Genomic DNA, 17,157 nt, shown 5'->3' on the forward strand with positions numbered 1-17,157 from the left:
GTTTTGCCTTCTCTGCAATCAATTATCCGCCAAGTGTACCAGAGTCACGCAGGCCAGGCACGCAGCCTAGCGGCTTATTCATTAACCCGTGCAGCGCCCTTATCCATGGCGAAATCGAGTTCAGGAGCGGTTTCATCCCAATCTTCATCAAAGAGATTTTCAGGTGAATCCGGCATCGCCTGTTCAACAAGTCGGGGATTGATTGGCCTTTTTACCTCTACCCCAAGATGCCGGAAGCTTTCGGTCTGGGCTATCAGGTTGCCCCGGCCTTCAGAGAGCTTTTTCATCGCCTGGCGATAGCTCTCCTGCGCCCTCTCCATGTTCTGCCCCACAGCGGACATGTCATCCACAAACAGCCGCATTTTGTCATACAGCTTCGCGGCGCGATCGGCAATGCGTTGCGCATGGCGGCTTTGGTGTTCATAACGCCACAAGTTGTTAATGGTACGCAGCGCCACCAGCAAGGTGGTGGGGCTGACCAGCATAATATTCAGATTAAGCGCTTCGTTGATCAGCTCCGGCTGGCGATCGATCGCTAATAAAAAGGCTGGTTCAACAGGGATAAACATCAACACATAATCCAGAGAGCGTAAACCGGGCAATTGTTGATAATCTTTACGACTTAGCAGGCGAAGGTGTCCACGTATGGAGGCAATATGTTCGCTGATGGCGACTTCACGCTCTGCTTCATCCTCGCCATTGAAATAGCGTTCGTAAGCCACCAACGTCATTTTGGCATCGATAACGACATCTTTGCCCTGCGGCAGGCGCACAATAACGTCAGGCTGCATCCGGCCATTTTGCTCCAGCTGAATGGTTACCTGCGTTTCATATTCATGCCCTTCACGCAGGCCAGAAGCCTCCAGCACTCTGCTTAGTACCACTTCGCCCCAGTTGCCCTGCGTCTTATTATCCCCCTTGAGGGCTTTGGTCAGATTGATCGCTTCCTGGGCCATTTGCGCGTTGAGCTGCTGCAGATTACGAATTTCGTGGGAGAGTGTATGCCGTTCACGCGCTTCCTGACCAAATCCTTCCTGTACCTGGCGACGAAATCCTTCTAACTGTTCCCTTAGCGGGGAGATCAGGCTGTTCAGGCTCTGCTTATTTTGCTCGTCAACCCGGCGGCCGCTGTTTTCAAAGATGCGATTCGCCAGATTTTCAAATTGTGCATTCAGCCGCTGCTCGCTGTTCACCAGCAAACGCTGCTTCTCTTCGGCGGCCATTCGCGTCTCTTCAAGACGGATGGTGACTTCCCGCAGCTCCGCTTCCTGCGAACTGTTGATTTCTAACTGAGTACGTAATTCGCGCGTCAGCTGTTCCGCTTCATTACGCCAGTGGTCCAGATGGTGGAGTTTTTCCTGCGCCGCAGACAACGCGCCATGGAGCTGACGCAGTTCCAGCTCATTATGCCTTTGTGCCTGCTGTTGGCTTTCCAGCTGTTGCTGAAGCCTGTCGCGTTCATCGCGAAGCTGACTGGCGGACTGCACAAGCAGCTGTCGCTCCGTCTCCTGTTTCGCGGAAAGTTGCTGCCCGCGGAACCAGGCGATCGTCCACCCCGCTAACAGGCCTGCCAGCCCAAGACAAACACCGTAGCTGATTGTTGCATCCACCCTTATTCTCTCCTGCCCTGACTTTGCTACGGAAAAGGTAGAGCCGCACTGTATGAATGTCCAGACAAAACGATGGCAGGAAGCCATGCAGAGTCAATTTAAGTGGGAATCTGGAGGCAGATCGGGAAACAGCGGCAGAGGGAGAAAAAATAGAGAGGAGGATAACTGAGAGATCCTCCTCTGTTTCAAATCATCAGATTAAACGGCGTGCGGCATCAACCACGATGCGTACCGCATCGCTTTCGGTTCTTTTCATCGTTTCTGCATCCGGAATCTCCTGCTGAGTCCGGTTAACAATCACGCCAGCTACCATGCCTGCGCGTAGCCCCTGACTCGCACACATTGTTAACAACGTGGCGGACTCCATCTCATAGTTCAGTACCCCCATCTGCTGCCACTCTTTCATTGAGTTCTGAAAGCGGCTCACCACGCGCCCTGAATAGGTATCGTAGCGTTCCTGGCCGGGGTAAAACGTATCAGAAGAAGCCGTAATGCCAATATGCGTGGTCGCTCCTGCCGCTTTAGCCGCCTCGACTAACGCCGTAGTACAGGTGAAATCGGCCACGGCAGGGAATTCGAGGGGGGCAAAATGCAGGCTGGCCCCATCAAGACGAACTGAACCCGTGGTGACCAGTACGTCACCGACATTAATATCAGGCTGAATAGCTCCCGTGGTACCGACACGCAGGAAGGTACGCACGCCCAGTTGAGCCAGCTCCTCTACCGCGATAGAGGTGGAAGGACCGCCGATGCCGGTGGAACAAACGATAACCGCTTTGCCATCCAGCTCTGCACGCCAGGTAGTGAATTCACGGTGTGACGCCAGATGGACCGGGTTATCCATCAATGCCGCGATTTTTTTTACCCGCTCAGGATCGCCCGGCACAATAGCCAGCGTTGCACCCTGCAAATCCGCTTTAGTTAAACCCAAATGAAAAACGTCTGAGTGTGCCATTTCAAACTCCTGTAACGGGAAAGGGGGATAAGGATCAGGCGGTAACAATAGTGCAAAGCCTGGAAAATTTATGTGAGATTACTCACTTAAGTTAATGAAACTTGCAGTGAATAAAAACTTAAATGTGATGAAGATCCCATTTAATCATTATGTCAGCAGCGATTGCCACAACTTGTTCTGTTGGTCAGCTAATGGCAGTGTTAATGGTGAAGAGAGAAGCATCCCCTGACCCAAACGTAATCCTGGCTATAGTTAGCTGATTGCGCTAATGCATGCACGGAGAGGACAATGAAAACCGAAGAAAATATGACTCAAAAAATGAGCAATAATGGGTTCGCTCCTGCGGTATCGCCTACCGCATCGACCACGATTATCACTGACAGCGAAGCGATTTTGTCAGGCGAAACATCCATTCCCACGCAGGGCGAAAATATGCCTGCGTTCCATGCCAAGCCGCGTAATGCCAGCGGCCCGTTGCCGGTGATCCTGGTGGTTCAGGAGATTTTCGGGGTACATGAGCATATTCGTGACATCTGCCGCCGCCTGGCGCTGGAAGGCTATCTGGCCGTGGCGCCGGAGCTCTATTTCCGCCAGGGCGATCCTGCTGAATATAGTGATATTCCCACGCTTTTCAGCGAATTAGTCAGCAAAGTTCCCGACAGTCAGGTGCTTGCCGACCTGGATCATGTCGCCAACTGGGCATCACGCCATGGTGGTGATATGCGCAATATGGCGATTACCGGTTTTTGCTGGGGCGGCCGTATTACCTGGCTCTACGCGGCGCACAATCCTCAGCTAAAAGCCGCCGTTGCTTGGTATGGCAAACTTGTTGGCGAAAAAACCCTCAAGCAGCCGAAACATCCGGTGGATATCGCCGTTGACCTCACTGCACCGGTATTAGGGCTTTATGGCGGTCTGGATGAAAGTATTCCGCAGGAGAGCGTGGAGAAGATGCGTCAGGCGCTGCATGCCGCCAATGCGAAATCGGAAATCGTAGTTTATCCCGAGGCGGGACATGCATTTAACGCCGACTATCGCCCCAGCTATCATCAGGAATCCGCACAGGATGGTTGGCAGAGAATGCTTGCCTGGTTCAGGCAATATGACGTGAAGTAATAAAAAAGGGGCGCATCGCGCCCCAACACAACAACACAACAGAGAAATCAGGCTTCGAGTTTTCGCAGGTTTTGCGCCGCTTTAACCATATTAGCCAGCGCCTGACGGGTTTCCGGCCAGCCACGCGTCTTCAAACCGCAATCCGGGTTTACCCACAAACGCTCCGTTGGTATACGTTTTGCCGCTTTCAGCAGCAGCGCCTCCATCCACTCCACCTCTGGCACGTTTGGCGAGTGAATATCGTAAACGCCAGGTCCAATATCATTCGGATAATCAAATTCCTCAAACGACTCCAGCAGTTCCATATCAGAACGTGACGTTTCAATAGTGATCACGTCCGCATCCAGCGCGGCGATGGAATCCATGATGTCGTTAAACTCGCAATAGCACATATGGGTATGAATTTGCGTGTCATCCTGCGCCACGGCAGCGGTAAGACGGAACGCTTCTACGGCCCACTCCAGATAGGCAGCCCAGTCAGACTGACGAAGCGGCAACCCTTCACGTAAAGCAGGCTCATCAATCTGAATGATGCCAATCCCGGCTTTCTCCAGATCTTCCACTTCATCCCGCAGTGCCAGTGCAATCTGTTTTGCGATGGTTTCACGGGTAACGTCTTCGCGGGGGAATGACCAGCAAAGGATAGTCACCGGGCCGGTCAGCATGCCTTTAACCGGTTTATCGGTCAGAGACTGCGCGTACTTCGCCCACTCAACGGTGATCGCTTCCGGGCGGCTGACGTCACCAATGATTACCGGCGGCTTCACGCAGCGCGAACCGTAACTCTGCACCCAGCCGTTTTGCGTGAAGGCGAAACCATCCAGATTCTCACCAAAATATTCAACCATATCGTTACGTTCAGCTTCACCGTGCACCAGCACGTCCAGCCCCAGCCGCTCCTGTTCGGCAATGGCCTGCTTAATATGTTCAGCAATGCCGGTGCGGTAGCGGCTGGCATCCAGGCGACCCTGCCTGAAGTCCAGACGCAAACCACGGATTTCAGTGGTCTGCGGGAAAGAGCCAATGGTGGTGGTCGGCCAGACAGGCAGTTGGAAGCGCTTACGCTGGGCTTCTGCACGCACAACGTAGCTATTATTGCGCAGGCTGTCTTTAGTGGTGATGCCAGCCAGACGTTCGCCAACCGCCGCATTATGCACGCGGGTTGACTGGCGACGGGCGCGAATTGGCGCGCTCCAGGCTTCCAGCGACTGCGGATCGTTGTTGTTTAATGCATTGCTCAGCAGCGAAAGCTCGGCACACTTCTGTAACGCGAAGGCAAACCAGCTTTTAACCTCATTATCCAGACGCGTTTCGGTGCTGAGATCGATAGGGCTGTGCAGCAATGAACAGGATGTACCGATCCAGAGCTGCTGACGTTGCGCCACCAGCGGCTGAAGGCGTTCAAACCAGCTGCTGAGATCGGCGCGCCAGACATTACGGCCATTAATAACGCCTACGGAGAGCAACCACTCTGCCGGGATTTTTCTGTTCAGCTCAGCGATATCATCTTTGCCATGTACCAGGTCAACGTGCAGACCCTGAACCGGCAGCGTGCGGATGGTGTCAACGTTGGTACCGACGCTTTCAAAATAGGTGGTCAGCAGCAGTTTTGTGGTTCCCTGAAGCGCCTCATAAGCTGGCTTAAAGGCATTCAGCCACTCCTGAGGCAGTTCCAGAACCAGCGCAGGCTCATCAATCTGCACCCAGTCGATACCGCGCTTCGCCAGTTCAGCCAGCACCTGCTGATATACCGGCAGAATATCGTTCAGCAGGCTCAGGCGATCAAACTGTTCACCTTTTACTTTACCCAGCCACAGATAGGTTACCGGACCAAGCAGCACAGGTTTCACCTTATGTCCCAGCGCCAGCGCTTCGTCCACCTCTTCCAGGATCTCTCTCCAGCTCAGCTTAAACTGCTGCCCTTTGGTGAATTCCGGCACCATATAGTGATAGTTGGTGTTGAACCATTTTGTCATCTCGGCAGCGGCTGCGGGTTCGCCGGTTGGTGCGCGACCACGGCCCAGGCGGAACAGAGTATCCAGGTCGACCGAGCCATCTTTATTTTGATGGCGGGCCGGGACATTGCCCAGCAGCAGGCTGGTGGTCAGAACGTGATCGTACCAGGCGAAGTCTCCCACGGGCACCAAATCCACACCTGCCTGCTTCTGCTGCTGCCAGTGACGGGCACGTAATTCACGCCCCACAGCCAGCAGTTCTTCCTGAGAAAGGGTGCCTGCCCAGTAGCTTTCCTGGGCCTTTTTCAGTTCGCGACGCAAGCCGACGCGGGGAAATCCGAGTGTATGATTCAGAATGGTCATCAGTTCTCTCCTCAGTTGCTGCCCGTTGACGTTGCAAGCAGGCTTTTAGACGTCCAGATGTTTACACATCTATAATCCGCAGGTACTGTAGTAACCACAAGCGCAAATTGTTCACTGTCGTTGTGAAGGACTCTCATGATCGAACTTAAACACCTGCGAACGCTGCAGGCGCTGCGGACAACCGGTTCGCTGGCAGCAGCAGCAGCCCAGCTACATCAAACGCAGTCGGCGTTATCTCATCAGTTCAGCGACCTGGAACAGCGTCTGGGCTTCCGTCTGTTCGTGCGCAAGAGCCAGCCGTTACGCTTCACGCCACAGGGCGAAATCCTGTTGCAGCTGGCCGAGCAGGTGCTGCCGCAAATTCAGCAGGCACTTCAGGCTTGTCACGAGCCGCACCAGACTACGCTGCGAATCGCCATTGAGTGCCACAGTTGCATTCAGTGGCTGACGCCGGCACTGAACAATTTTCGCCAGAGCTGGCCGCAGGTCGTGATGGATTTCAAATCGGGGGTAACGTTTGATCCGCAACCAGCCCTGCAACAGGGTGAGCTGGATCTGGTTCTTACTTCGGATATTCTGCCGCGTAGCGGGTTGTTCTATTCACCGATGTTTGATTTTGAAGTAAGGCTCGTGCTGGCGCCGGACCACGCTCTGGCGAAGGTTGAGCATGTTTCCCCTGAGGATTTGGCTAACGAAGTGCTGATGATTTATCCGGTTCAGCGCCAGCGTCTGGATATCTGGCGACACTTTTTACAGCCTGCGGGCGTCAGCCCGGCGCTGAAAAGCGTCGATAATACGCTGCTGTTAATCCAGATGGTGTCGGCAGGCATGGGCATTGCCGCGCTGCCTCACTGGGTGGTAGAAAGCTTTGAACATCAGGGAGTGGTGACCACCAAAACATTAGGTGAAGGGCTATGGAGCCGCCTTTATGCCGCAGTACGTGATGGCGAGCAGCGCCAGCCGGTCACCGAGGCTTTTATCCGCTCTGCCCGCCAGCATGCCTGCGATCATTTACCGCGCGTGAAAGATGCTTCCCAGCCGGGGACGCCCCTGCCTGGTACGCTGGCTCACTCCTGATTTATCTCCCCCGCTTAATCTCTGGCGGGTTTTCCTGCATCAGGAGCCATTTGTCTCTATAATGCGCCCAACAGACTTTGATCCCTGATGAGATTTTTATGACGAATAATGATGTTCTGCGCAGCGTGCGCTATATGCTGAATTTAAGCGATGCCCAGGTCGTGGCGATTCTGGCGCTGGCAGAAACCGAAGTCAGCGAAGCGGAAGTGCACAGTTTCCTGAAAAAAGAGGATGAGCCAGGCTATCGCGACTGCCCGGATGTGATTATGGGCTACTTCCTGAACGGCCTGATTTTCCAGCGTCGTGGCAAGAGCGAAGAGGCCCCTGCTCCCTCTATCGAACGCAAAATGACTAACAACATCATCATGAAGAAACTGCGTGTCGCGTTTGATCTGAAAACCACTGACATTCTTGAGATCCTCAAGCTGGCGGACTTTGCCGTGGGTCAGTCTGAGATTGGCGCTATTTTCCGTAAACCTGGCCATAAAAATTACCGCGAATGCGGCGACCAGATCCTGCGTAATTTCCTTAAGGGGTTAACTCAGAAGATCCGCCCGGCGGTAAAGGCGAAATAATCCTGGAGGGCAAATATAATTTGCCCTCTGTTTACTAAAATAAATTTTTTACTATTTATTATTTTATTTTTATCCCTTCGCACAATTTTTAATTGACACTTAAAAAGGGCGGTTTTATTCTCCCGCATGGAGTCACCCTCCATACTAATTAATTTATCAAGGAATGAGGAATTTATTATGAGAGAGTTAAATAGTCATGAAGTACAGGTTATCAGCGGTGCAGGTAAAATCCAGGATACGCTGAGTAGTTTCTTTGGCTCGTATTTTAGCAATGTCTTTGATCATCTTTCTCCGGTAGTGGAGTCAGTTTATACTAAAGATGACGTCACCGCAGCAGGCACTGATTTTGGCAGCCGTCTTGGTGCAGCGGTGGAAAATCATGTTAATAATGTAATCAATTTGCTTACCTCCTGGATTAAATAACTTTTGCATCAGGCTATCGGAGAGCGTGTCTCCGATAGCCCCGAATACTGGTCATTGTATGATCATAACCTACTGTCCAATATTCATTGACTGTTTTCACTGGAATATTTTTTAGAATTTTATAGCCATGCTTTTTTTGTTTAAAATTTATTACTGAATAAGCTGGTCTGTCGGTGGAGATTTAATTTAAAAAGCCGACCACGGAGATCGACTTTGATGCCTGTTTTCCAAAGCTGATTAACTGCCTTTGATTATCCAGTGTCGGTGGACTAACAGAGAAGCAAAAATAACTGCCGCGCCAATGATAAAGCTTGGCCAGTGCGGTTGCTGCTGCCAGATTGCCAGGTTGACCAACAGGCCTGCCGGCACATGCATATTGTTCATAATGCCCAACGTCCCGGCATCAACCTGCGTAGCGCCGTAGTTCCACATGAAATAGCCTAACCCTGAAGCGACAACGCCCAGCCAGATCAGAATGCCCCACTGGAGAGAAGTCTCAGGCAGCTTTTGCGGATTACCCCACAGGAACCAAGCCAGCACCGCGATTAACGCCGCCCCAAGGTAAAACCAGGAAAAGGCCGTATGCTGCGGCATCGGACGAATCTCCTGCAGGCGTTTATAGCCCACCATGCCGACAGCAAAGATGATGTTTGCCAGCTGTACCAGCAGCAGGCCGAACCAGAAATGTTCGCTCACCTTGTCATAACGGATTATGGCTGCACCGCCCACCGCCAGCAGCGCGCTCAGTGCATATCCCCAGCGAACGCCACGCCCTTTCAGAAGATCGTAAATCAGCGTGACATACAGCGGCGTCATCACGGTAAACAGCAGAAATTCTGACACGCTGAGGTAGAGATAGGCCTGGAAACTCACCAGGTACATCACCCCGAGCTGTAAAGCACCGACGCCCATATAGAGCAGCAGCGTTGAAGGCCGATAGCCCTTCCAGCGCAAAAAGGGGAGGAACACGACGGCTGCCAGCAGCAGGCGAACCAGTACGGAAAACACGCTGTCTACCTGCCCGGCCAGGTATTCACCTATCAGGCTGAAAGAAAATGCCCACAAGATTGTGGTGACAATCAGTAACGTCACAATAAAAACTCTGCAGTGAAAAGTGGCGGTAGTGTAGCGAAATGCGCCAGGTCACAGGGAATTATTTGGTTTACATCTGAGTATTTAAAATACACCCACTCTTTTATTTTAAAAGATGTTCGCTAACGAAAGCGTTTTGCACAACGCTGCCCGAATTCAGGTTTTTATTATTTTTCCCTTCAACAGCCAGACATGTTTTGTCGCGCTAATTCACAAATACGGTTTTTTTGTCATAAAAATGTAACATTTGAGTATCTCTTCACAGTCTGCTGAGCGTTTTACGCCTATTCTGTGCGCGAAAAGGAACATTTTACCCGCATTTCCGGGTAATCCTTTTGGTACGACGCGCCACGCGGCGCTAAAAAGAGGATAAACCGCCCATCGGAGGCTCACATGTTAAGTATCTTTAAGCCAGCCCCTCACCAGCCTCGTGTGGAGGCCGGCAAGGTAGATCCGCTCTACCGTAAGCTGCGCTGGCAAATTTTCCTGGGAATTTTCTTCGGTTATGCTGCCTATTATCTGGTTCGCAAAAACTTTGCTCTCGCCATGCCCTATCTGATTGAGCAGGGGTTTTCCCGTGGCGATCTCGGATTTGCGCTCTCAGGTATCTCAATCGCCTACGGCTTTTCTAAATTTATTATGGGATCGGTCTCTGACCGCTCTAATCCAAGACTCTTTCTGCCTGCCGGATTGATTCTGGCCGCTGCGGTCATGCTCTTTATGGGATTCGTCCCCTGGGCAACCTCCAGCATTATGGTGATGTTCGTGCTGCTGTTTTTATGCGGCTGGTTTCAGGGAATGGGATGGCCTCCCTGTGGCCGAACCATGGTGCACTGGTGGTCGCAAAAAGAGCGTGGGGGTGTGGTTTCCGTCTGGAACTGTGCGCACAACGTAGGGGGTGGTATTCCTCCTTTACTGTTCCTGCTGGGCATGGCGTGGTTTAACGACTGGAAAGCGGCGCTCTATATGCCAGCCTTTGGAGCCATCGTGATTGCCCTCTTCGCCTTTGCCATGATGCGCGATACACCGCAATCCTGTGGCCTGCCGCCGATTGAAGAGTATAAAAATGATTATCCGCCGGACTATGATGAAAAACATGAAGAAGAGCTGACCGCTAAGCAAATCTTTATGCAATATATTTTGCCGAATAAATTGCTGTGGTATATCGCGCTGGCCAACGTATTTGTCTATCTGCTGCGTTACGGCATCCTTGACTGGTCACCGACCTACCTGAAAGAAGTGAAGCATTTCGCGCTGGATAAATCTTCCTGGGCTTACTTTTTCTACGAATATGCAGGGATCCCCGGCACGCTGCTTTGTGGCTGGATGTCTGACAAAGTCTTCAAAGGCAACCGTGGTGCCACCGGCGTATTCTTTATGGTGTTGGTCACCATTGCCACCGTGATCTACTGGATGAACCCGGCAGGTAATCCCGGCATTGATATGGCTTGTATGATCGTCATTGGCTTCCTGATTTATGGGCCTGTGATGCTGATCGGCCTGCATGCGTTAGAGCTGGCACCAAAAAAAGCGGCCGGAACAGCGGCAGGATTTACCGGCTTGTTTGGTTACCTGGGCGGTTCAGTGGCAGCCAGCGCTATCGTCGGCTACACCGTAGACTTTTTCGGTTGGGACGGAGGCTTTATCATCATGATTGGCGGGTGTGTACTGGCCGTGCTGTTGCTGGTGCTGACCATGCTCAGTGAAAACAAGCATAAACAGCAGCTGAAGCAGGCGGAATAACAGGAGAGTCCATGTCAGTTAAAACACTCATGGCCACAATATTAATGGCCTCTTCACTCTGCGCCATGGCTGAGCAATCGGACAAAATTGTCATTGCCCACCGGGGAGCCAGCGGCTATTTGCCGGAGCATACGCTTCCGGCAAAGGCGATGGCCTATGCTCAGGGAGCTGACTTTCTGGAGCAGGATTTGGTCATGACCAAAGATGACCGGTTAGTTGTGCTGCACGATCATTACCTTGATCGTGTGACTGACGTTGCCGACCGTTATCCCGCTCGTGCCAGAAAGGATGGACGTTACTACGCTATCGACTTCACGCTGGCGGAGATCAAAGGACTGAAATTCACGGAAGGCTTTACCGTGGAAAACGGCAGGAAAAAGCAGACCTTTCCAAAACGCTTCCCTCTGGGGAAATCTGATTTCCGCATTCATACCTTTGAGGAGGAGATCGAATTCATTCAGGGGCTGAATTACTCTACAGGTAAGAACATCGGGATTTACACTGAGATTAAAGCGCCCTGGTTTCATCGCCAGGAGGGCAAAGATATCTCGGCTAAGGTGCTTGATGTCCTGAAAAAGTATGGTTACAGCGATAAAAAAGATCCTGTTTACCTGCAGTGTTTTGATTACAACGAAGTGAAGCGGATCAAAACGGAACTGGAGCCACAGCGAGGGATGAACCTCAAACTGGTTCAGTTAATCACTGAAACTGACTCAAAAGAGACGCAGGAGCAGCAGAACGGCAAATGGGTGAACTACAGCTACGACTGGATGTTCAAACCTGGCGCTATGAAGCAAGTGGCTGAGTACGCCGATGGCATCGGGCCGGACTACCATATGCTGGTGGAGGCGACATCGACTAAGGGTCATATTCGTCTGACAGCGCTGGTGAAAGAAGCGCACCAGGCCAGAATGGTGGTGCACCCCTATACTGTCCGGGCAGACCAGCTTCCCGACTGGGTAGATAATGTCGATCAGCTCTACGATGTGTTGTACAACCAGGCTAACGTAGAAGGCTTATTCACGGATTTCCCGGATAAAGCGGTTCACTTCCTGCATCAGTAAACCTCTTCCGCCCCGGTGCGCCGGGGCGGAAGATTACCGGCTACACGTTATAAAGCTTACGCAGATAATGGGGCACAGCGTTATCCGCATTGGACCCAATCACTTCCAGCTCTGGCAGCAGATCTTTCAGACGATGGTGCGAATTGCTCATGATGCACCCCTTGCCAGCCATGGTCAGCATCTCTTTATCATTCATACCGTCGCCAAAGGAGATGCAGTCTTTCAGGCCAAAGCCCAGAGACTGAGCAACGGCGTCCAGCGCATGGCCTTTCGATACCCCGCCAGCCATCACTTCCAGACAGGTCGGCAGCGAGAAACTGACGTTAACGCGGTCGCCCCAGCGAGCCACCAGCGCCTCTTCGAGCGGGATCAGCAGCTCAGGTTTACCACAGGTAAAGAACACTTTGCTGATGCCATCGGTTGCCAGTGAACCCGGCTCATAGATCTGGTAATTGAAGTCAGACTCGCGGAAGAAATCCATCTCTTCAGGACGATTACGGTTCAGGAACCACTCTTCATCGCGGTAGACGTTGGTAAAAATATCCTCATGGCTGTGGTGCAGCGCAAACAGCTCACGGGCAATGTCTTCGTCCAGATTGTGGCTGAAGACCAGTTCGCCAGCCGTGTTGTGCACGCGCGCGCCGTTAGAGGTGATCATAAAAGCGTCAATTCCCAGACTGTCCCGCATTTGAGCCACATCAATGTAGTGACGGCCGGTGGCGAAGATAAAATTCACCCCCTTGCGGGTCATTAGCTGCAGCGTTTCACGGGCAAAAGGAGATAAACGGTGATCCGGTGACAACAGCGTGCCGTCAAGATCGGAAGCAACAATAGGGTACATAAAACCTCTGGTTAGTCTGTTATCGGGCAGTCTGGCTGGCCCGCTACTGAGTTACATCTGAGTAGTGCAAAATCAATGCCTGGAGAAAAACGCCACAATGGCTTCCAGCGCTTCGGCACGCATGCTGTCTTTTTCAAACAAGATCTCATGACGCGCGCCTGCAATAACCTGCGGTTTCCCCCCTTCACAGGGCTGTCCCGCAGCGATCATGGCCTGACAGAAGAGATTCTGGGCCCGATTATCCACCACCTTGTCCGCACCAGCCTGCAACAGCAGTAGCGGTGTGGAGATCTCCTTCGCCCGGCTGATAATACTCTGCCCGGCCTGCATCCCTTCACGCACCCAATGATAGGTCGGGCCGCCCACGCGCAGGCCGGGGTCATCAGCATAGAAACGCAGGTTACGCCGGTAGCGTTCACGGCTGTGGGTCAGTTCGTTGATGCCAAAGGGCCTGGCACGCCATTTCCCGGTGCCCATGGCATAACCGTCCCGCAGCGCCGGGCGTTTTTCAGCCCACTCCAGGATGCGGTTCGCCATCCAGACCGGCATGGGGAGAAAAATACCGAACATTGGCGAAGCCAGCACCACCGCGTCAAAAGCCGCAGGCTTTCTTGCCAGCATCAAGGTTAAAATCGCCCCGCCCATTGAGTGAGCCAGCGCATAACGGTGCTGGTAGTGGCGGCCAGCAACTTCCTTCAGATAAAGCGTTTCCAAATCTTCAACATAATGGTCAAACGCTTCGACGTGGCCGCGATGAGAATCCTGTAACAGGCGGCCAGAGCGGCCCTGACCACGATGGTCAATAATGATGATGTCATAGCCGCACTGAAACAGATCATAGGCCAGCTCAGGATATTTCACATAGCTTTCGATCCTTCCCGGGCAGAGCAGGATAACTTTGTCGTGAAGCGTAGAAGTGAAGCGGACATAGCGTATTTTGACGTTTTCCACGCCGGTGAATTCACGCTCTTCGCGCTGCTGCCAGAAGTCCAGCAGCGGCCCCGTAGCAAAAGCAGCAAACGCTTTTTCACGCGTTGGCCAGCCATTTTTTTGACTTGTCATCGGCTTCAGCCCTTACTCCCTTTTCACCGCCCGGAAGGGATATGTCATTCCGTAGCGCAACCGCAAACAATGACGTATTGTGTCATACTTCTGCGCTATCAGGGAGCGTTACCCATGACCATCGAATGGTGGCTGGCTTATCTTTTAACCACCAGCATCTTAAGTCTTTCTCCCGGTTCCGGGGCGATCAATACCATGAGTACCGGTATCAGCCACGGCTATCGTGGTGCAGTGGCTTCCATTTCCGGCCTGCAGGTTGGCCTGTCGCTGCACATCATGCTGGTGGGCATTGGCCTGGGCGCCCTGTTCTCACAATCTCTGCTGGCTTTTGAGATCCTGAAATGGGCAGGCGCGGCTTATCTGGTCTGGCTGGGTATTCAGCAGTGGCGCTCTGCCGGTGGCATCGATCTACAGGCGGTGGCAAAAGCCATGCCGCGCAGAAAGCTGTTTAAGCGCGCGGTTCTGGTGAACCTGACTAACCCGAAAAGCATTGTTTTCCTGGCGGCGCTGTTCCCGCAGTTCATCCTTCCCCATCAGCCTCAGGCTGTGCAGTATCTGGTATTGGGAGTGACGACGGTGGTAGTCGATATCATTGTGATGATTGGCTATGCCATGTTGGCTACCCGCATTGCCGGGTGGATCAAGGGGCCGCGTCAGATGAAATTGCTGAACAGAACGTTTGGCGGAATGTTTATGGCGGTAGGTGCGTTGCTGGCCTCGGCAAGGCGCATTGCCTGACAGTTTCAGGCCGGATCGGTCATCCGGCCTGAAACATTAGCGTGAAAGGATCAGGTGGATGCCAAAACCGGCAAACAGAACTCCCGCAAAACCATCAATCCATTTTGCCAGACGCTGATAGCCCTGTCGCATCGCTGGCAGGGCAAAGAGGCTGGCCACCAGGCTGAACCAGACAAAAGTTTCCCCGACGATCAGTAAAAAGAGTCCCCAGCGTTCCCCTGCACCTACATTATCCCCGACAAACAGCGAGAACACGCTGCCAAAGTAGATTACCGCTTTGGGATTAGAGAGGTTAGTCAGAAAGCCTTTCAGGAAAGTTTTGCCCTTTTTCGGCAGCACTACCGCTGCGGCATCTGGTTGTGTGGCCTGTATGTGCTGCTGGCGCGCAGAGCGCAGCATCTGCCAGCCCATCCACAGCAGGTAAAGCCCGCCGCCGACCATGATCAACTGATGCAGCCAGGCCATCTGCTGCAGGATCAGGTTCAGCCCCATCAGCGCCACGCCCGCCCAGATAACAATACCCAGGGTAATACCGGTGACGCCCAGCATCGCTTCCTTTCTGGAGCGGCTGACCGCAGTTTGCGATACAAAAAAGAAGTCCGGCCCCGGACTCATCAAAGCCACAAAATGAACCAGCGCCACCGTCAGAAATAACATCATTTTCTCTTCTCCTTTGACTCTTTATCCAGGGAAACTACTCTTCATCATCAATATGCTCTTTAATCATCACCAGGAAGGACTTACCAAATCGCTCCAGTTTCCTCTGGCCTACGCCGTTAATACTCAGCATCTCTGAGGCGGTGATCGGCAGCTGTTCAGCCATCTCTATCAGCGTGGCATCGTTAAAGACGACATAAGGAGGAATATTTTCCTCATCGGCAATCGCTTTACGCAGTTTTCGCAGCTTGGCGAACAGCTTGCGGTCATAGTTGCCGCCAAAAGATTTTTGGCTGTTATTACGGGGTTTAACGCTGACCAGCCTGGGCACCGCCAGCATCAACGGCGCTTCGCCGCGTAAGATCGGACGGGCCGCTTCCGTCAGCTGTAACGCAGAGTGCATGGCAATGTTCTGTGTCACCAGCCCAAGGTGGATCAGCTGGCGCAGCACGCTCACCCAGTGTTCGTTGCTCTGATCTTTACCGATACCATAGACGGGCAATTTATCGTGCTGCATATCGCGGATGCGCTGATTATTCGCTCCACGCAGCACCTCAACGATATAGCCCATGCCAAAGCGCTGGCCTACGCGGTAAATACCGGATAGCGCTTTCTGCGCTTCCACCAGCCCGTCATAACGACGCGGCGGATCCAGACAGATATCGCAGTTGTCACAAGGCTGCTGACGCCCTTCACCAAAGTAGTTCAACAAGACCAGACGACGGCAGGTTTGCGCTTCAGCGAACGCGCCCATCGCATTGAGCTTATGCCGTTCAATATCCTGTAACGGACCCGGCGCTTTTTCATCCAGACAGCGACGCAGCCAGGCCATATCCGCCGGGTCGTACAGCATCAGCGCTTCTGCTGGCAGGCCATCACGACCGGCACGGCCCGTCTCCTGATAGTAGGACTCGATATTACGCGGGATATCGAAGTGCACCACAAAACGCACGTTGGGTTTATTGATGCCCATGCCAAAGGCGACCGTCGCCACGACAATTTGCAGATCGTCACGCTGAAACGCTTCCTGAACCTGCGCGCGATGGGCGTTATCCATCCCGGCATGGTAAGCGCCGACGCTCAGACCCCGGCTTTGCAGCCTGGCGGCGGTGTCCTCCACCTTTGCCCGGCTGTTACAATAGATGATGCCGCACTTACCGCGCTGATCCTGCACATAGCGCAGCAGCTGTTCGGTAGGCTTGAATTTTTCCACCAGCGTGTAGCGGATATTGGGACGGTCAAAGCTACTGATCTGGATCAGCGGATCGTTTAACTGCAGCAACCGGGCGATATCGTTTCGCGTAGTTTCATCGGCTGTTGCCGTCAGCGCCATGACCGGCACATCAGGCAAACGCTGGCGAAGCTGGCCCAGCGCACCATATTCCGGGCGGAAATCGTGCCCCCACTGAGAAATACAGTGCGCTTCATCCACGGCCAGCATCGCCGGATTCCAGTGCAGCAGATTATCGAGAAAATTGTCCATCATCAGACGCTCAGGCGCGATATAGAGCAGCCTGATCCGTCCTGTACGGCATCCAGCCATCACCTCCTGCTGCTCTTCACGGGTCTGTGAGGAGTTGAGACAGGCGGCGGACACGCCGTTGGCCAGCAGCTGATCCACCTGATCTTTCATCAGTGAGATCAGCGGAGAAACCACCAAAGTCAGGCCTTCTCTGACCAGCGCCGGAATCTGATAGCAGAGCGACTTACCGCCGCCGGTCGGCATCACGACCAGACAGTCACGCCCTTTCAGCGAAGCCTGAATAATGGATTGTTGTCCTGGGCGAAAGTGCTGGTAGCCGAAGGTCTCTTGCAGTACCTGTTCCGCCAGCGCTTCCTGATTGATTACTGCAGCCGTAGACACGTATTCCCCAAATCTGATGATG

The 17,157-nt window shown here is 53.0% G+C and carries 15 protein-coding genes; 7 read left to right on the plus strand and 8 right to left on the minus strand.

What is annotated here, in order from left to right:
• Positions 1–74: 74 nt before the first annotated feature.
• Positions 75–1,610: a DNA recombination protein RmuC gene (gene rmuC / locus SD961_RS20150; protein ID WP_318792114.1), complete on the minus strand. Its 1,536-nt coding sequence runs from the start codon at positions 1,608–1,610 to the stop codon at positions 75–77.
• Between the two features lie 193 nt (positions 1,611–1,803).
• Entirely contained in the window at positions 1,804–2,565 is a 762-nt protein-coding gene (gene udp / locus SD961_RS20155) for a uridine phosphorylase (protein ID WP_318792115.1), read from the minus strand.
• 288 nt (positions 2,566–2,853) lie between these two features.
• Here udp and SD961_RS20160 point away from each other — a divergent pair, with 288 nt between their 5' ends.
• The gene (locus SD961_RS20160; RefSeq protein ID WP_318792116.1) at positions 2,854–3,681 is read left to right on the plus strand and encodes a dienelactone hydrolase family protein; all 828 of its coding nucleotides are present in this window, start codon (positions 2,854–2,856) and stop codon (positions 3,679–3,681) included.
• Positions 3,682–3,728: 47 nt separating this feature from the next.
• On the opposite strand, the gene metE is transcribed toward SD961_RS20160, so the two are convergent.
• Positions 3,729–5,999 carry a 5-methyltetrahydropteroyltriglutamate--homocysteine S-methyltransferase gene (gene metE / locus SD961_RS20165; protein ID WP_318792117.1) on the minus strand — a complete coding sequence of 757 codons (2,271 nt, stop codon included), beginning with the start codon at positions 5,997–5,999 and terminating at the stop codon, positions 3,729–3,731.
• A gap of 135 nt (positions 6,000–6,134) precedes the next feature.
• On the opposite strand from metE, the gene metR reads away from it, so the two are divergent.
• The 3 genes from metR to SD961_RS20180 all read left to right on the plus strand — a co-directional run bounded on the left by metR (position 6,135) and on the right by SD961_RS20180 (position 8,074).
• On the plus strand, positions 6,135–7,076 hold the full coding sequence (gene metR, locus SD961_RS20170) for an HTH-type transcriptional regulator MetR (RefSeq protein ID WP_318792118.1): 942 nt from the start codon (positions 6,135–6,137) through the stop codon (positions 7,074–7,076).
• Between the two features lie 98 nt (positions 7,077–7,174).
• Positions 7,175–7,651 (plus strand): DUF1456 family protein, encoded by a 477-nt coding sequence (locus SD961_RS20175; protein ID WP_318792119.1) that lies wholly within the window; start codon positions 7,175–7,177, stop codon positions 7,649–7,651.
• A 177-nt stretch (positions 7,652–7,828) separates the two neighbouring features.
• On the plus strand, positions 7,829–8,074 hold the full coding sequence (locus tag SD961_RS20180) for a hypothetical protein (protein WP_318792120.1): 246 nt from the start codon (positions 7,829–7,831) through the stop codon (positions 8,072–8,074).
• A gap of 237 nt (positions 8,075–8,311) precedes the next feature.
• Here SD961_RS20180 and SD961_RS20185 read toward each other — a convergent pair whose 3' ends face one another.
• Complete coding sequence (locus SD961_RS20185) at positions 8,312–9,166, minus strand: carboxylate/amino acid/amine transporter (RefSeq protein ID WP_318792121.1); 855 nt, start codon at positions 9,164–9,166, stop codon at positions 8,312–8,314.
• 393 nt (positions 9,167–9,559) lie between these two features.
• Here SD961_RS20185 and glpT point away from each other — a divergent pair, with 393 nt between their 5' ends.
• Positions 9,560–10,909, plus strand: coding sequence for a glycerol-3-phosphate transporter (gene glpT, locus SD961_RS20190; protein ID WP_318792122.1), 1,350 nt, complete (start codon positions 9,560–9,562; stop codon positions 10,907–10,909).
• A gap of 11 nt (positions 10,910–10,920) precedes the next feature.
• Positions 10,921–11,973, plus strand: coding sequence for a glycerophosphodiester phosphodiesterase (gene glpQ, locus SD961_RS20195; protein ID WP_318792123.1), 1,053 nt, complete (start codon positions 10,921–10,923; stop codon positions 11,971–11,973).
• A 40-nt stretch (positions 11,974–12,013) separates the two neighbouring features.
• Here the strand turns inward: glpQ and yigL are convergent, their stop codons facing one another.
• Together yigL and pldB are read right to left on the minus strand one after the other, a co-directional pair.
• Entirely contained in the window at positions 12,014–12,814 is an 801-nt protein-coding gene (gene yigL / locus SD961_RS20200) for a sugar/pyridoxal phosphate phosphatase YigL (RefSeq protein WP_318792124.1), read from the minus strand.
• A 72-nt stretch (positions 12,815–12,886) separates the two neighbouring features.
• A complete protein-coding gene (gene pldB, locus SD961_RS20205) occupies positions 12,887–13,876 on the minus strand; it encodes a lysophospholipase L2 (RefSeq protein ID WP_318792125.1) in 990 nt (329 codons plus the stop codon).
• 114 nt (positions 13,877–13,990) lie between these two features.
• Here pldB and rhtB point away from each other — a divergent pair, with 114 nt between their 5' ends.
• The gene (rhtB, locus tag SD961_RS20210; protein WP_318792126.1) at positions 13,991–14,614 is read left to right on the plus strand and encodes a homoserine/homoserine lactone efflux protein; all 624 of its coding nucleotides are present in this window, start codon (positions 13,991–13,993) and stop codon (positions 14,612–14,614) included.
• 36 nt (positions 14,615–14,650) lie between these two features.
• On the opposite strand, the gene rhtC is transcribed toward rhtB, so the two are convergent.
• Positions 14,651–15,274, minus strand: a complete 624-nt coding sequence (rhtC, locus tag SD961_RS20215) for a threonine export protein RhtC (RefSeq protein WP_318792127.1) — start codon at positions 15,272–15,274, stop codon at positions 14,651–14,653.
• A 34-nt stretch (positions 15,275–15,308) separates the two neighbouring features.
• Positions 15,309–17,135: an ATP-dependent DNA helicase RecQ gene (gene recQ / locus SD961_RS20220; RefSeq protein WP_318792128.1), complete on the minus strand. Its 1,827-nt coding sequence runs from the start codon at positions 17,133–17,135 to the stop codon at positions 15,309–15,311.
• Positions 17,136–17,157: the final 22 nt, after the last annotated feature.

Source organism: Erwinia sp. MMLR14_017 (genome assembly GCF_033657285.1).
Taxonomy (GTDB): Bacteria; Pseudomonadota; Gammaproteobacteria; order Enterobacterales; family Enterobacteriaceae; genus Erwinia.